The organism is Baekduia soli (genome assembly GCF_007970665.1).
Taxonomy (GTDB): Bacteria; Actinomycetota; Thermoleophilia; order Solirubrobacterales; family Solirubrobacteraceae; genus Baekduia; species Baekduia soli.
In genome coordinates this window covers 1,942,043-1,954,586 of sequence record NZ_CP042430.1, presented here as the reverse complement: position 1 = coordinate 1,954,586, position 12,544 = coordinate 1,942,043, and the positions used below count along the sequence as shown (strand labels likewise).

Genomic DNA, 12,544 nt, shown 5'->3' with positions numbered 1-12,544 from the left:
GCATCAGGTCGCGGCCTCCTCGAGCCCGCGCCGCTTCTCGTCGTCCTGCAGCGCGGCGGTGAACGCGTCGAGCTCGCCCTCGAGGATCGCGTCGAGGTTGTGGGCCGTGTGCTTGATCCGGTGGTCGGTCACGCGCCGCTCGCCGTAGTTGTAGGTCCTGATCTTCTCGGCGCGGTCGCCCGTCCCGACCTGCGAGCGGCGGGCGTCGGCGGCGGCGGCCTGCTGCTCGGCCAGCGCGCGCTCGTAGAGCCGGGCGCGCAGGACGCGCATCGCCTTCTCGCGGTTCTGCAGCTGGCTCTTCTCGTCCTGCATCGCGACCGCGACGCCCGACGGCTTGTGGGTGATGCGCACCGCCGAGTCGGTGGTGTTGACCGACTGGCCGCCCGGCCCGCCCGAGCGATAGACGTCGATCTGCAGGTCGTTGGGGTCGATGTGGACGTCGACGTCCTCGGCCTCGGGCAGCACGGCGACCGTCGCGGTCGAGGTGTGGATGCGGCCCTGGGACTCCGTGGCCGGCACGCGCTGGACGCGGTGCGTGCCGCCCTCGAACTTGAACACCGAGTAGGCGCCGTTGCCCTTGATCGCGAAGGTGTACTTGCCGTCGCCGACGTCCAGCGGCTCGGTCGAGAAGCCACGGCGCTCGGCGTAGCGGGTGAACATGCGGTAGAGGTCGCCCGCCCAGAGGCCGGCCTCCTCGCCGCCCGCGCCCCCCTGGATCTCGACGATGACGTTCTTGTCGTCGTTGGGATCGGGCTCGACCATCGCCAGGCGGATTTCCTCCCCCAGCTCCTCCAGGCGCGCCTCGGAGGTGCGCAGCAGCTCGCGCAGCTCGGGGTCCTCGCCCTCCTCCAGCAGCTCCCGGGCCCCGGCGGCGTCGTCGCCGGCGTGCCGCCACTCCTCGGCGAGCGCCGCGGCCGCCTCCAGGCGCCGGTACTCCCGGCCGACCTCGGCGTAGCGCCGGCGGTCGTTGATGACCTCGGGGTCGGTGATGAGGCGCCCGAGCTCGCCGAAGCGCGACTCGATCTGCTCGACGAGGGACTCGATCATGCGACCTTCGAGCCTAGCTGGCCCGCCCCGACCACCGAGGTCGCGGCGAGCCGCGAGTACGAGCTGCTGGGCGAGTACTCGCCATCGCATGGCGGCCGACTAGGCCGTCATGCGACAACTTCCATCCCCACGCGCTCGGCGTCGGTGGCGCCGAGCGGGTCCTCGACGGCCAGGACGGCGTCCATGGCCGCGATGGCGACGGCGAGCTGGTCGAGGTCGGGCTCGCGGGTCGTCAGCTTCTGGAGCTGCAGGCCGGGCCAAATGACGGCGCGGACCCAGCGGCGGCGGCGGTTCTGGCCGGCGAACTTGATGAGCTCGAACGAGATGCCGGCGATGAGCGGCACGCCGATGATGCGCGTGGCGACGAGCCAGTACCAGGCGGGCAGGCCGATGGGCGCGAAGACGAAGATCGCGACGATCATGACCACGAGCAGGAAGCTCGTCCCGCAGCGCGGGTGCAGCCGGCTGAAGCGCTGGGCGTTGACCGGCGTGAGCTCCAGGCCCGCCTCGTAGCACGAGATCGTCTTGTGCTCGGCGCCGTGGTACTCGAAGACGCGCCGCAGGTCGCGCAGCCGCGAGAGCGCGAGGAGGTAGCCGAGGAAGATGGCGGTGCGCAGCAGGCCCTCGACGAGCCAGAACAGGAAGGACGAGTCCAGCTGGTCCTTGACGAGGCTCGTCAGCCCGACGGGCACGACGAAGAAGAGGCCGACCGCGAGGAGGATCGCGACGACGACGGTGCCGGCCCACACGCCGCCGGAGATGTCGCCCTCGTCCTCGGGCAGCTGGGCGTTGGCGCTGATCCCCAGCGCCTTCAAGCCGATGCCCAGCGACTCGCCGAGGGCGACGACGCCGCGCACGAGCGGCGCCCGCAGGAGCCGGTGCTTCTTGAGGACGGAGGTCAGCGGCTGGCTGACGACCTCGATGCCGCCGAGCGGGACCTCCTCGGCCTCGAGGCCGCCCTCGCGCAGCTGCTCGGGTGCGGGCTTGCGCACCGCCACCGCCCAGGTCGAGATGCCGCGCATCATGACGCCCTCGAGGACGGCCTGGCCGCCCACGGGGGCATCGCGCTGCGCCACGAGCGCATCGCCGAACGCTCCGTCGCCGATGGCGACAGCGGCGCCGTCGTCGGCGGGGCGCAACGCGTCCGGCATGGGCCGGGGGGCTACTTCTTGTCCGAAGCGGCGGCGCGCGCCTGGCGGCGCTTGAACCGGTCGATACGGCCGCCGGTGTCCACGAGCTTCTGGCGACCCGTGTAGAACGGGTGGCACTGCGCGCAGACCTCGACGTGGATCTCGGCCTGGGTCGAGCGGGTGTAGAAGTCGTTGCCGCACGTGCAGGTAACGTGCGAGACGACGTACTCGGGGTGGATTCCGGTCTTCATGATCGGGATCCAGTGTAGCGGCCGGTCCCCAGGGTGACGGCCCCCCTGGACGCCCGCCTCAGAGCGGGCAGGGGCGCTGCACGACGTTGTCGGTCTCGTCGCTCTCGTCGACGACGCCGCCGGCGTCGACGGTCACCGTGAGCGTGCTGCCCGGGCGGCAGCGGGCGGCCGGGAGCGTCCCCGCGCTGCGGGCGTCGGCGGCCAGCGGCCCGAGCACGAGGGTGCCGGCCGGGACGCCGTCGATCGCCAGCGCGACCGTGAACGGCGCGGCGGTCGAGCGCCCGTCGTTGCCCACCGCGACGGTGTAGGCGGCGCCGGTGGGCGTCGCGACAGCCGTGAGCCCCGCGAAGGCCAGCTCGGGGCGCAGGTCGGGCTGCTCGCAGGCGGGCGTCGTGCGGTGCAGCATCCGCTGGACGCGGCCGCGGCGGTCCAGCCAGCGGAAGTAGACCGCGGCGCGGTAGCCCGCCGGCGCCAGAAGCGACGCGATGCGCCTGGTGAAGACGAAGCCCGCCCGGCCCGGGCCGCTGTGCTCCCAGCCGCCCCAGTCGGGGACGTCGACGGCCCTGAACGTCCCGGTGGCGCCGCGGCGCTGGAGCAGGACGAAGCGCATCTGCATGGAGCGCGACCCGGCGGTGGCGGGCATCGAACCGGTGAAGGCCACCGCGCGGTCGGCGGGGTCGACGCCGGTCGTGCACGCCGTCACCCGGGCCGCCAGCGCGACCCGGCCGGCGGCCACGGCAGGGCCGGCGGCCGCCCCGAGGGCCACCGCGGCACAGCCGATGATGAGCAGCAGGCGTCGCATCCGTGATCGTGGAACAACGCCGGGGGCGGGGTGTTTCGGTGCCGGCACCGAGGAGTTCCCGGCACCCGCGGGCTCCGCCCCCGGGTGGACACCCGCTGAGGGAACCTCGCCCCGGGCCGAGCGTTCCCTAGGTCTGCTGGTAGAGCGGCCCGTCGCCGCCCTCGGGCGTCGTCAGGCGGCCGCCCTTGGCCGTGATCGCCCCGCACTGCACGCAGTTGGTGTAGTTGACGATCACGTCGACGTTGCCGTGCTCGGGCGCGTCGTCGGGGATCTCGTAGACGCCGGCCGGGCACATCCAGCGCCAGGTCTCGGCGACCTCGCGCGGCACGTGCTTCTGCACGCGGATGTGGTTCGGCGCGTCGTCGCGCGTGGCGTTGCCGGTGATGAAGACCGAGGACAGCTTGTCGAACGTGTACTTCCCGTCCGGCTTGGGGTAGCCGTCCTTGGTGTTGCCGATGAACATCGGCTTCTGGTCCTGCCTGTGCCACGGCAGCTTGCCCGGCGGCAGCTTGCCCTTGGAGGCGATCGCCAGGTTGACGATCGGGCCGCCGCGCAGGAAGCCCTTCTGGAAGGGCTGGCGCGTGTTGCGGACCTCGTAGAGCTCCTTGCCGATGGAGGACGCCTCGACGGCGTCCTCGTAGGGCGCCAGCGAGGTCTCGCCCGACCTCAGCGCGTTGTAGATCGCCTCGCCGGCCAGGATGCCCGACTGGATGCAGTGGTGGACGCCCTTGAGCGCCACGGTGTCGACCATGCCCGCCGAGTCGCCGACCAGCAGCGCGCCGGGCATCGTGAGCTTGGGCATCGACCAGTAGCCGCCGCCGGGCAGCGCCTTGGCGCCCCAGCCGACGCGCTCGCCGCCCTCGAGGATCCGGCGCACGAGCGGGTGCAGCTTGAACTGCTGGAGCAGGTCGTGGACCGACGTGGTGGCGTCGGCGTAGTCCAGGTCGACCACGAAGCCGATGGAGACCAGGTGGTCGCCGGTCTTCTCGTCCTTCATCGGGTAGATCCAGGTGCCGCCGATCTGCCCGTACTTGGCCGAGAGCTTGACCGGCCACGGGCCGATCGTGTGGATGAGCCGGTCCAGCGGCTTGGGGACCTTCCACAGCTCCTTGACCCCGAGCTCCCAGGTCTGCGGCTCGGCGCCCTCGGCCAGGTCGAACTCGCGGATCGCGGGGCCGGTGAGGTGGCCCCAGCAGCCCTCGGCCAGCACCGTGAACTGCGCGGTGATGTCCGTCCCGGGCTCGAAGTTGCCCAGGGGCTGGCCGTCCTTGCCGCGGCCCTTGTCGCCCGAGCGCACGCCCTGCACGCGGCCGTCGGTGACGAGCAGCTGCGTCGCCGCCGTCTCCGTCAGCACGTAGGCCCCGCCCTCCTCGGCCAGCCGCTGCTGGAAGCGCGCCAGCGCCGACACCGAGACGACCTCGTTGCCGTGGTTCTTGAACGGCGGCGGGGGCGGGATGCGGATCGCCCGCTTGGCGGTCGGCGTGAGGTAGACGGCCTCCTTGGTCACCTCGCCGAAGGCCCATCCCTCCTTGCGCCAGTCCTCGCGGGAATACTCGGGGTACAGCTGCTGCAACGGGCCCGGCCGCACGACGGCCCCCGACAGGTTGTGCCCGCCGCAGACCTTGGCCTTCTCGACCACCGCGACCGGCACCTCGCCGAGGCGCTCCATCGTCTCCGGATCGTCGCCCAGCAGCTGCAGCAGGCGGTTGGCCGTGGCCAGGCCCGCCGTGCCGCCGCCGACGATGACGACCCCGACCTCGATGCGCTCGTCCTCGTCGTCGAGCGTGCGCTTGATGAACTCGTGCTGCGGATCGACCGGCGGCGGATACGCCGACGGTGCGACCCGGCCGTTCCCGTTGCTCGACGCCATCGCGCTAGCCCTTGCGGGCCTTCACCGCCTCGGTCAGCTTGGGCAGGATCTTGTTCAGGTCTCCGACGATCCCCAGGTCGGAGAACTCGAAGATCGGGGCGTTGGCGTCCTTGTTGATCGCCACGATGTTCTCCGAGGACTGCATGCCGACCTTGTGCTGGATCGCCCCGGAGATGCCGGCCGCGAGGTACAGCTTCGGCGCGACGGTCTTGCCCGTCTGCCCGATCTGCGCCGCGTAGGGGTACCAGCCGGCGTCGACGACCGCGCGGGTCGCCGCGACGGCGGCGTTGCCGCCGAACGCCTTGGCCAGGTCCTCGGCCAGCTGGAAGCCCTCGGCCTTGCCGAGGCCGCGCCCGCCGGCGACGAGGATGCTGGCCCCCTCGATGTCGACGTCGGCGCCGCGCTGCTCGCCGCGGGTGACGATGTTGGCCTGCTGGGACTGCGTCGATGCCTCGTAGGACACCTGCTCGACGGAGGCGGCCGAGCCGCCGGTCTCCTTGACCTCGAACGCGTTGAGGCGGGCGATGATGATGCCCTTGCCCTTGTAGCGCGAGGTGGAGATGCTCGAGTCGCCGAGGATCGGGCGCTCCGCGGCCAGCTGGCCGTCGACGACGTTGACGGCGGTGACCTCCATGGTCACGCCGGCGTCGATGCGGGCCGCGAGGCCGGCACCGATCTCGAAGCCGAGCAGGCCGCCGCCGAAGACGGCGTACTGGTAGTCGCCGCCGTCGAACAGCTTGCCCATGACGTCGATGACCGGGCCCGACAGGCCCTCGGGGCCGTCGGCCTTGTAGACCTTCGTCGCGCCGTAGCTGCCCAGCGTCGCCGCCAGGTCGTCGGCGATGCCCGCGCCGACGACGACCGCGTGGGCCTCGCCGCCGAGCTCGCCCGCCAGGCGGGAGGCCTCGGCGACCGCGCCGAGCGAGTTCTTGTTGAAGGCGCCCTCGTGGTGGAGCGCGTAGACCAGGATGTTGCTCATCGCTGTGGTTCTCCTCTTCTCGGCTTCGGCTCAGGCCAGGAGCTTGCGCTCGTCGAGCCAGGCGATGATCTTGCCGACGGTGTCGTCGGTGTCACCCTCGTCCTCGATGATCGTGCCGGCCGACTTCGAGGGCGGGGCCTTGAAGTCGCCGCACGCGACGTGCGAGCCCTCGGCGCCGACCTTCGACGCGTCGATGTCGACGTCCCCGGTGGCCAGCGTGTCCAGCGGCTTCTTCTTGGCGCCCATGATCGCCTTCAGCGAGGGGTAGCGCGGCTCGTTGATCGCGTCGCCGACCGAGATGACGGCCGGGAGCTTGACGTTGACGGTGTCGTAGCCGTACTCGGCCTGGCGCTCGCAGGTGAGCTCGTCGCCGGCGATGTCGAGCTTGATGACCTGGGTCAGCGACGGCTGGCCGAGGTACTCGGCCACGACGGCGCCGATCGTGTAGCACTCGCCGTCGTCGCTCTGCTGACCGAGCAGGACGAGGTCGGGGCTCTCGCGCCGGAGCACCTGGGCCAGGGCGTAGCCGGTGGCGGCGACGTCGGAGCCGGCCAGCGCGGGGTCGGTCAGGTGGACCGAGCGGTCGGCACCGAGCGACACGGCCTTGTGCAGCGCGCGGACCGCGGACTCCGGGCCCATGGTCACGGCGACGATCTCGTCGACCTCGACGGCGCCGCCCTCCCTGATCTGCATGGCCGCCTCGATGGCGTGCGTGTCATACGGGTTGAGGTTCTTCTCACCGCTGCGATCCAGGCGCCCCGACGAGGGGTCGATGCGCTTCTGGACGGCGGCGTCCGGGACTTCCTTGACCAACACGGCGATCTTCACGGTGTCAGTACCTCCTCTGGCGAACGAACGATCGGCATGGTACCGGCTGGGTTGACTGACGAGTCAATCGGGCGCGGGGCCACCTGCCGCTCCTTGGGTGTGCAACCGGACCGGCGTGGCGGCTCAGGCGGACGGTGCCCCGTCCACCCGCGACGCCTCGACGGCGGACCGGATGAAGTCGATGATGGCCTGGGTCGGCGCGCCGGGCGTGAACACCTCGGCCACCCCCAGCTCCTTGAGCGGGCCGATGTCGTCGGCGGGGATCGTCCCGCCCACCGTCACCAGCACGTCGTCGATGCCCTGCTCGGACAGCAGCTGCACGATCCGCGGCACCAGCGTCATGTGCGCCCCCGACAGGATCGACAGGCCCACCGCGTCGGCGTCCTCCTGGATGACGGTCTCGACGATCTGCTCGGGCGTCTGGTGCAACCCCGTGTAGATCACCTCCATCCCGGCATCGCGCAACGCCCTCGCGATGATCTTGGCGCCCCGGTCGTGGCCGTCCAGACCAGGCTTGGCGACGACGACGCGGATCTTGCGCTGAGTGGTGGATGCGGACATGAGTGCGGCTCCTTCCGGCCGGCCGGAGGCCGCGAGATCGTACCGCTCCGGGGCGGGCCGGCGCGTCCTGGCGCCCCGGCACGGACCGGTCGCGAGCGCGCGCGCCGGTAGGCTGCCTCCGACGATGGCGGAGATCGAGGTCGGCGATGTGATCCTCGCCCGGGGCGTGACCGGGCGCTTCCACGCGGTGGTGGCGGGCGTGCGCCTGGGCCGCCTGATGGTCGACCGCTGCGACGGCCGGCCGGCCGGCCCGCTGTCGCCCCGCGACGTGCTGTCGGTCTACAAGGAGGCCGGCCCCCCGGACTCCGAGCCGCGGACGCGGCCGCTGCGCCCGACGGGTCAGCTCAAGCTCGACCTGGGCTGAGGCTTGCGGTCGTCCGTGGTCGCTCGCGCCGTCGGCGTGGGTGGCTGGGCGCTCCGCCCCAGCCACCCACGCCCGGGTCCCACCGCGCCCGGGCGTCGGAGGGCGCCCGGGCGCAACGGCCTACTTCACGTGGATCGTCATCTTCATCCCGGGGGCGTGGATCGTGCAGAGGATCGTGTAGGTCCCCCTGCGCGTGAGCTTCTTGGAGTACGACCCCTTGACCTTGGTCGAGGACCGGAACTTCACCGGCCCCTTGGTCACGGTCACGTTGTGCGGCGCGGACCCCTTCCAGACCCACCGGACCGTCGACCCCTTGCGGATCGTGATCGACTTGGCCACGAACACGTTGTCCTTGACGGACACGGTGCGGGTGGCCGCGAGGGCCGGGATGGCGAGGGCGCCGGCGGCGATGGCCGCGGCCGCGCCGGCGGCGATGAGCTTCTTCATGCCCGCGATGCTACGGGGACCGGTGGCGCGACGGGCGCAGCCGGGCGCTCCGGCAGCGCCGCCTGCCCGGTGGTGACGCCCAGCCGGCGGGCCAGCGCCTCGAACGTCGTGCCCTGCAGCACCGTGGAGACCAGGACCGCGAAGAACGCGATCGCGAAGAACTCCTCGCTGCGCGGAACGCCGGCCAGCACCGGGAACGTCGCCAGCACGACGGGGACCGCCCCGCGCAGCCCGGCCCACCCGAGCACGGCCTGCTCGCGCAGCGCGAAGCCGGACCCGGTGGTGGCGACGACCGTCGCCAGCGGCCGCGCGACCACCGCGGCGAGGAGCGCCAGCACGGTGCCCTGCACGCCGACGCCGGGCAGGTCGCCCGGGAAGACGAGCAGTCCGAGCACGAGGAACATGACGAGCTGGGCCACCCACGCCAGGCCGTCGTGGAAGGTGGCCATCGCCTCGAGCTGGGCGAGCTGGGTGCCGCCGAGGACGAGGCCTGCGAGGTAGATGGACAGGAAGCCCGAGCCGTGCAGCGCGTCGCCGGCGCCGAAGGCGATCGCGCCGAGCGCCATGGAGGCGACGGGGTACAGGCCCGGGGTGGTGAGCGGGACGTGCCGCAGCAGCGCGGCGCCCAGGGCGCCGATCGCCAGGCCGGCCACCGCGCCGACCCCGAGCTCGACGACGAAGGACACGGCCATGTCGGCCGGGCCGTAGCCCGGCGTGGTGATCCAGGAGCCGAAGCCGATGACCAGCAGCACGGCCACGGGGTCGTTGAGGCCGGCCTCGCCCTCCAGCGTGCGCGCGACCCGGCGGCGCAGCGTCGAGCCGCGCAGGATCGCGAAGATCGCCGCGCCGTCGGTCGCGGCCAGGATGGAGCCCAGGAGCATGCCCTCCAGCAGCGAGAGGTCCAGCAGCCACGACGCGGCCAGGCCCGCGAGGACGGCCGTCAGCGTCGTGCCGACCAGGGCGAGGGCGAGCGCGGGGCGCAGCACCGGGCGGATCTCGGGCAGGCCCGCGGCCAGCCCGCCCTCGAAGAGGATGAGGGCCAGCGCGATGATGCCCACGGTGCGCGCGAGGCCGTAGTCGTCGAAGTGGATGAGGCCGAGCCCGTCGGAGCCCAGCGCCATGCCGAGCCCGAGCACGAGCACCAGCCCGGGGACCCGTAGGCGGTCCCCGAGCTGGGAGACGACGATGCCGCCGGCGAGCAGGGCGCCGACGACGAGCAGGAGCGTTCCGTCCTCCATGCGGCGCTATGTCGCCAGCGCGGCGATGACGACGATGATCGCGCCGGCGACGAAGATCGCGGTGAGCGTCATCCAGCCGCGGCGCTCCTCGCGGCGTGCGGCCGCGCGCTCCTCGGCGGTCGTCTGCTGCATGGTGGGGTCAGGGTGCTGCTCGGCCATGGCGCCTCCTGGGGATCGTGGTGTTCAGGACGCACTCCATGGTCCGGCGCGTGGACCGCCGGCGCCATGGGCGCCACTCCCCATCCCGGTGACGCCCCCGGCACGCCACCATGGGGACATGACGATGCTGCAGCGCGTGGTCCTCGGCAACGCCCTCGTCGTGCTCGTGGGCGCGCTGATCCTGGCCGCCTCCCCCGCGACGATCAGCGCGCGCATCACCGCCGGCGAGGCGGGCGTCCTGGCCGTGGGCACCGCGCTGGCGCTGGCCGTCAACGTGGTCGCCATGCGCCGCACGCTGCGCCCGCTGCGCGCGCTGGCGGGCGAGATGGCCGCCGTCGACCCGCTCGCCCCCGCCCCGCCCCACGGCCCGCGCACCGGCGCCGGCGAGGTCGCCGCGCTCGCCCGGGCCTTCGACGCGATGGTCGGCCGGCTGCTGCACGAGCGCCGGGCCAGCGCCCGCGCCGCGATCGCCGCCCAGGAGCGCGAGCGCGAGCGCCTCGGCCGCGAGCTGCACGACGAGGTGGGCCAGGCGCTCACCGGGGTGGCGCTGGAGCTGCAGGGCATCGAGGACCTGGAGCCCGGCGCCCGCGACGAGCGGATCGCCGCTGCCCGCGAGGCGGTGCGCGCGGCCTCCGACGGCGTGCGGGAGATCGCGCGCGGGCTGCGCCCGGAGGCGCTGGAGGACTTCGGCCTGCGCGGCGCGCTCGTGGCCCTGGCCTCGACGCTGGCCGACCGGGCCCAGGTGCGCGTGCGCCGCGTGCTCGACGCCGGGCTCCCGGCGCTCGCGCCCGAGGTCGAGCTCGTCGTGTACCGGGTCGCCCAGGAGGCGCTGACCAACGTCGCGCGCCACGCGGGCGCGCGCGAGGTGCTGCTGGTCGCCCGCGCCCCCGCCGGGCGGCTCGAGCTCGTGGTCTGCGACGACGGGCGCGGGATCCCGCCCGGCGCCTCCGGCACCGGCCTGCAGGGCATGCGCGAGCGGGCGATGCTGGCCGGCGGCGCGCTCGTGGTCGGGCCCGGCCCACAGGGCGGCACCGAGGTGCGCCTCACCGTCCCCGTCGCCGTGGCGGGGGCGCGGTCGTGAGCGTCCCGCTGGTGGCGGGCGTGCTCATCGCCGACGACCACGTGCTCGTCCGGCGCGGCCTGCGCCATGTGCTGGACGCCGCGCCGGACCTGCGGGTCGTCGCCGAGGCCCAGGACGGGATCGAGGCCGTGCGACTCGGCCTCGCCGAGGATGTCGACCTCGCGATCCTCGACGTCGCGATGCCGCGTCGCACCGGGCTGCAGGCCGCCCGCGAGCTCCTGCGTCACCGGCCGGGCCTGCGCGTCCTGATGCTCTCGATGCACGACGCCGACCAGTACTTCTTCGAGGCCCTCAACGCCGGGGCCGCCGGCTACGTGCTCAAGTCGGCCGCCGACCGCGACCTGCTCGAGGCCTGCCGGGCCGCGCTGCGCGGCGAGCCGTTCCTGTACCCGCCCGCGGTGCGGACGATCATCCGCGAGCACCTCGACGCCGCCGCCGCCGGGGAGGAGACCGACGGCGAGGTCCTCACCCGGCGCGAGCAGGAGGTCGTCAAGCTCGTGGCCGAGGCCCACACGACCGAGCAGATCGCCGAGCTGCTGACCATCAGCCCGCGCACGGTCGAGCGCCACCGCGAGAACGTGCTCGCCAAGCTCGGGATGCGCGACCGCGTGCAGCTCACGCGCTATGCCATCCGCCGCGGGCTCGTGGAGCCCTAGGCGGACTCGCGCGCGGCGTCGCCGAGCAGCGCGCGGGCGATGACCAGCCGCTGGATCTCGCTCGTGCCCTCGTAGATCTCGGTGATCTTCGCGTCGCGGTAATAGCGCTCGACCGGGAACTCGCGGGTGTAGCCGTAGCCGCCGAGGACCTGGATCGCCTCCCCGGTCCAGTGGCGCGCGACCCGGGAGGCGAACAGCTTGGCCTGGGCACCCTCGACGGTGTGCGGGCGGCCGGCCTGCTTGAGCCGGGCGGCGCGCCAGACCAGGGCGCGGGCGGCCTCGATCTCGGTCTGCATGTCGGCCAGCTTCTGCTGGATGGCGCCGAACCCGCCGATGGGCCGGCCGAACGCGTGGCGCTCCTTCGCGTAGGACGCCGCGACGTCCAGCGCCGCCTGGGCGATGCCGACGGCCTGCGCGGCGATCCCGATGCGCCCGCCGTCCAGCGTGGCGAGCGCGACGCGCATGCCGCCGCCGGCCGGGCCGAGCCGCTCCCCGGGCGTGCCGTCGAACGCGAGGTCGGCCGTCGAGGAGGAGTTGAGCCCCAGCTTCTCCTCCTCGCGCGTCACGGAGAAACCGGGGCGCCGCGGCGGACGAGGTAGGCCGAGGGCTTGTCCGGGTCCTTCGCGAACACGATGAACGTGTGGGCGTGCGAGCCGTTGGTGATCCACTGCTTGGTGCCGGTCACGCGCCCCTCGTCGTCGGCCCGGGTGCGCATCGCCCCGGCGTCCGAGCCCGAGCCCGACTCCGTCAGCGCGAACGCGGCGATCTCGTGGCCCTGGGCCAGCGCGGGCACGAGGCGGTCGATCTGCTCGGGCGTGCCGTGGGCCAGGATCGGCAGGGTCCCGGCGCTGGTGTGCACGGCGACGGTCACGCCCACGCCCGCGTCGGCGCGCGAGAGCTCCTCGAGCACGAGAACGTAGGACAGGAAGTCGGCGCCCGCCCCGCCGTGCTCGACGGGCACGCACGCCCCCATGAGCCCGAGCTCGCCCAGTGCCGCGAACACCTCCCGCGGGAAGCGGTGCTCGCGGTCCCAGCCCGCGGCGTGCGGGGCGATCTCCTCGTCGGCGAAGCGGCGCGCCAGGTCGCGGATCTCGCGCTGCTCGTCGTCCAGCTCGGACAGGCTCACGGCCG

The 12,544-nt window shown here is 73.3% G+C and carries 16 protein-coding genes; 3 read left to right on the top strand and 13 right to left on the bottom strand.

Features of this window, described 5'->3' with window-relative positions:
* Positions 1-3: 3 nt before the first annotated feature.
* The 8 genes from prfA to FSW04_RS09050 form a co-directional block, all read right to left on the bottom strand.
* Entirely contained in the window at positions 4-1,047 is a 1,044-nt protein-coding gene (prfA, locus tag FSW04_RS09085; protein WP_146918478.1) for a peptide chain release factor 1, read from the bottom strand.
* Positions 1,048-1,154: 107 nt separating this feature from the next.
* The gene (locus FSW04_RS09080; RefSeq protein ID WP_146918476.1) at positions 1,155-2,198 is read right to left on the bottom strand and encodes a DUF1385 domain-containing protein; all 1,044 of its coding nucleotides are present in this window, start codon (positions 2,196-2,198) and stop codon (positions 1,155-1,157) included.
* An 11-nt stretch (positions 2,199-2,209) separates the two neighbouring features.
* Positions 2,210-2,428 carry a 50S ribosomal protein L31 gene (gene rpmE, locus FSW04_RS09075; RefSeq protein WP_146918474.1) on the bottom strand — a complete coding sequence of 73 codons (219 nt, stop codon included), beginning with the start codon at positions 2,426-2,428 and terminating at the stop codon, positions 2,210-2,212.
* 58 nt (positions 2,429-2,486) lie between these two features.
* Positions 2,487-3,230, bottom strand: a complete 744-nt coding sequence (locus FSW04_RS09070) for a CARDB domain-containing protein (RefSeq protein WP_146918472.1) — start codon at positions 3,228-3,230, stop codon at positions 2,487-2,489.
* Positions 3,231-3,357: 127 nt separating this feature from the next.
* On the bottom strand, positions 3,358-5,100 hold the full coding sequence (locus tag FSW04_RS09065; RefSeq protein WP_146918470.1) for an electron transfer flavoprotein-ubiquinone oxidoreductase: 1,743 nt from the start codon (positions 5,098-5,100) through the stop codon (positions 3,358-3,360).
* Between the two features lie 4 nt (positions 5,101-5,104).
* Positions 5,105-6,079, bottom strand: a complete 975-nt coding sequence (locus tag FSW04_RS09060) for an electron transfer flavoprotein subunit alpha/FixB family protein (protein ID WP_146918468.1) — start codon at positions 6,077-6,079, stop codon at positions 5,105-5,107.
* Between the two features lie 30 nt (positions 6,080-6,109).
* A complete protein-coding gene (locus FSW04_RS09055) occupies positions 6,110-6,907 on the bottom strand; it encodes an electron transfer flavoprotein subunit beta/FixA family protein (RefSeq protein WP_146918465.1) in 798 nt (265 codons plus the stop codon).
* Positions 6,908-7,030: 123 nt separating this feature from the next.
* Positions 7,031-7,468, bottom strand: a complete 438-nt coding sequence (locus FSW04_RS09050; RefSeq protein ID WP_146918463.1) for a cobalamin B12-binding domain-containing protein — start codon at positions 7,466-7,468, stop codon at positions 7,031-7,033.
* A gap of 124 nt (positions 7,469-7,592) precedes the next feature.
* On the opposite strand from FSW04_RS09050, the gene FSW04_RS09045 reads away from it, so the two are divergent.
* Entirely contained in the window at positions 7,593-7,832 is a 240-nt protein-coding gene (locus FSW04_RS09045) for a hypothetical protein (RefSeq protein ID WP_146918461.1), read from the top strand.
* 120 nt (positions 7,833-7,952) lie between these two features.
* Here FSW04_RS09045 and FSW04_RS09040 read toward each other — a convergent pair whose 3' ends face one another.
* The 3 genes from FSW04_RS09040 to FSW04_RS25790 are packed head-to-tail and all read right to left on the bottom strand — an operon-like array spanning position 7,953 to position 9,676.
* Positions 7,953-8,279, bottom strand: coding sequence for a cupredoxin domain-containing protein (locus FSW04_RS09040; protein ID WP_146918459.1), 327 nt, complete (start codon positions 8,277-8,279; stop codon positions 7,953-7,955).
* Complete coding sequence (locus FSW04_RS09035; protein ID WP_146918457.1) at positions 8,276-9,517, bottom strand: potassium/proton antiporter; 1,242 nt, start codon at positions 9,515-9,517, stop codon at positions 8,276-8,278. Before FSW04_RS09035 ends, FSW04_RS09040 begins: the two co-directional genes overlap by 4 nt.
* 6 nt (positions 9,518-9,523) lie before the next feature.
* Positions 9,524-9,676 (bottom strand): hypothetical protein, encoded by a 153-nt coding sequence (locus FSW04_RS25790; protein WP_187369364.1) that lies wholly within the window; start codon positions 9,674-9,676, stop codon positions 9,524-9,526.
* Between the two features lie 118 nt (positions 9,677-9,794).
* Between FSW04_RS25790 and FSW04_RS09030 the strand changes: the two genes are divergently transcribed.
* A complete protein-coding gene (locus FSW04_RS09030) occupies positions 9,795-10,757 on the top strand; it encodes a sensor histidine kinase (protein WP_146918454.1) in 963 nt (320 codons plus the stop codon).
* A complete protein-coding gene (locus tag FSW04_RS09025) occupies positions 10,754-11,413 on the top strand; it encodes a response regulator (protein WP_146918452.1) in 660 nt (219 codons plus the stop codon). The genes FSW04_RS09030 and FSW04_RS09025 overlap by 4 nt, the downstream gene beginning before the upstream one ends.
* On the opposite strand, the gene FSW04_RS28130 is transcribed toward FSW04_RS09025, so the two are convergent.
* Together FSW04_RS28130 and FSW04_RS28125 are read right to left on the bottom strand one after the other, a co-directional pair.
* Positions 11,410-11,979, bottom strand: a complete 570-nt coding sequence (locus FSW04_RS28130; RefSeq protein WP_321167688.1) for an acyl-CoA dehydrogenase family protein — start codon at positions 11,977-11,979, stop codon at positions 11,410-11,412. The two genes, FSW04_RS09025 and FSW04_RS28130, sit on opposite strands and share 4 nt — an antisense overlap.
* Positions 11,976-12,539, bottom strand: coding sequence for an acyl-CoA dehydrogenase family protein (locus FSW04_RS28125; RefSeq protein WP_321167687.1), 564 nt, complete (start codon positions 12,537-12,539; stop codon positions 11,976-11,978). The genes FSW04_RS28130 and FSW04_RS28125 overlap by 4 nt, the downstream gene beginning before the upstream one ends.
* Positions 12,540-12,544 lie beyond the last annotated feature (5 nt).

Bases quoted from the DNA above. Each gene is read 5' to 3' on its own strand.
- FSW04_RS09040 (WP_146918459.1), bottom strand. From the start codon at position 8,279: ATGAAGAAGCTCATCGCCGCCGGCGCGGCCGCGGCCATCGCCGCCGGC.
- FSW04_RS09050 (WP_146918463.1), bottom strand. From the start codon at position 7,468: ATGTCCGCATCCACCACTCAGCGCAAGATCCGCGTCGTCGTCGCCAAG.
- FSW04_RS09045 (WP_146918461.1), top strand. From the start codon at position 7,593: ATGGCGGAGATCGAGGTCGGCGATGTGATCCTCGCCCGGGGCGTGACC.
- FSW04_RS09030 (WP_146918454.1), top strand. From the start codon at position 9,795: ATGACGATGCTGCAGCGCGTGGTCCTCGGCAACGCCCTCGTCGTGCTC.
- prfA (WP_146918478.1), bottom strand. From the start codon at position 1,047: ATGATCGAGTCCCTCGTCGAGCAGATCGAGTCGCGCTTCGGCGAGCTC.
- rpmE (WP_146918474.1), bottom strand. From the start codon at position 2,428: ATGAAGACCGGAATCCACCCCGAGTACGTCGTCTCGCACGTTACCTGC.
- FSW04_RS09070 (WP_146918472.1), bottom strand. From the start codon at position 3,230: ATGCGACGCCTGCTGCTCATCATCGGCTGTGCCGCGGTGGCCCTCGGG.
- FSW04_RS09065 (WP_146918470.1), bottom strand. From the start codon at position 5,100: ATGGCGTCGAGCAACGGGAACGGCCGGGTCGCACCGTCGGCGTATCCG.
- FSW04_RS09035 (WP_146918457.1), bottom strand. From the start codon at position 9,517: ATGGAGGACGGAACGCTCCTGCTCGTCGTCGGCGCCCTGCTCGCCGGC.
- FSW04_RS09080 (WP_146918476.1), bottom strand. From the start codon at position 2,198: ATGCCGGACGCGTTGCGCCCCGCCGACGACGGCGCCGCTGTCGCCATC.
- FSW04_RS09060 (WP_146918468.1), bottom strand. From the start codon at position 6,079: ATGAGCAACATCCTGGTCTACGCGCTCCACCACGAGGGCGCCTTCAAC.
- FSW04_RS25790 (WP_187369364.1), bottom strand. From the start codon at position 9,676: ATGGCCGAGCAGCACCCTGACCCCACCATGCAGCAGACGACCGCCGAG.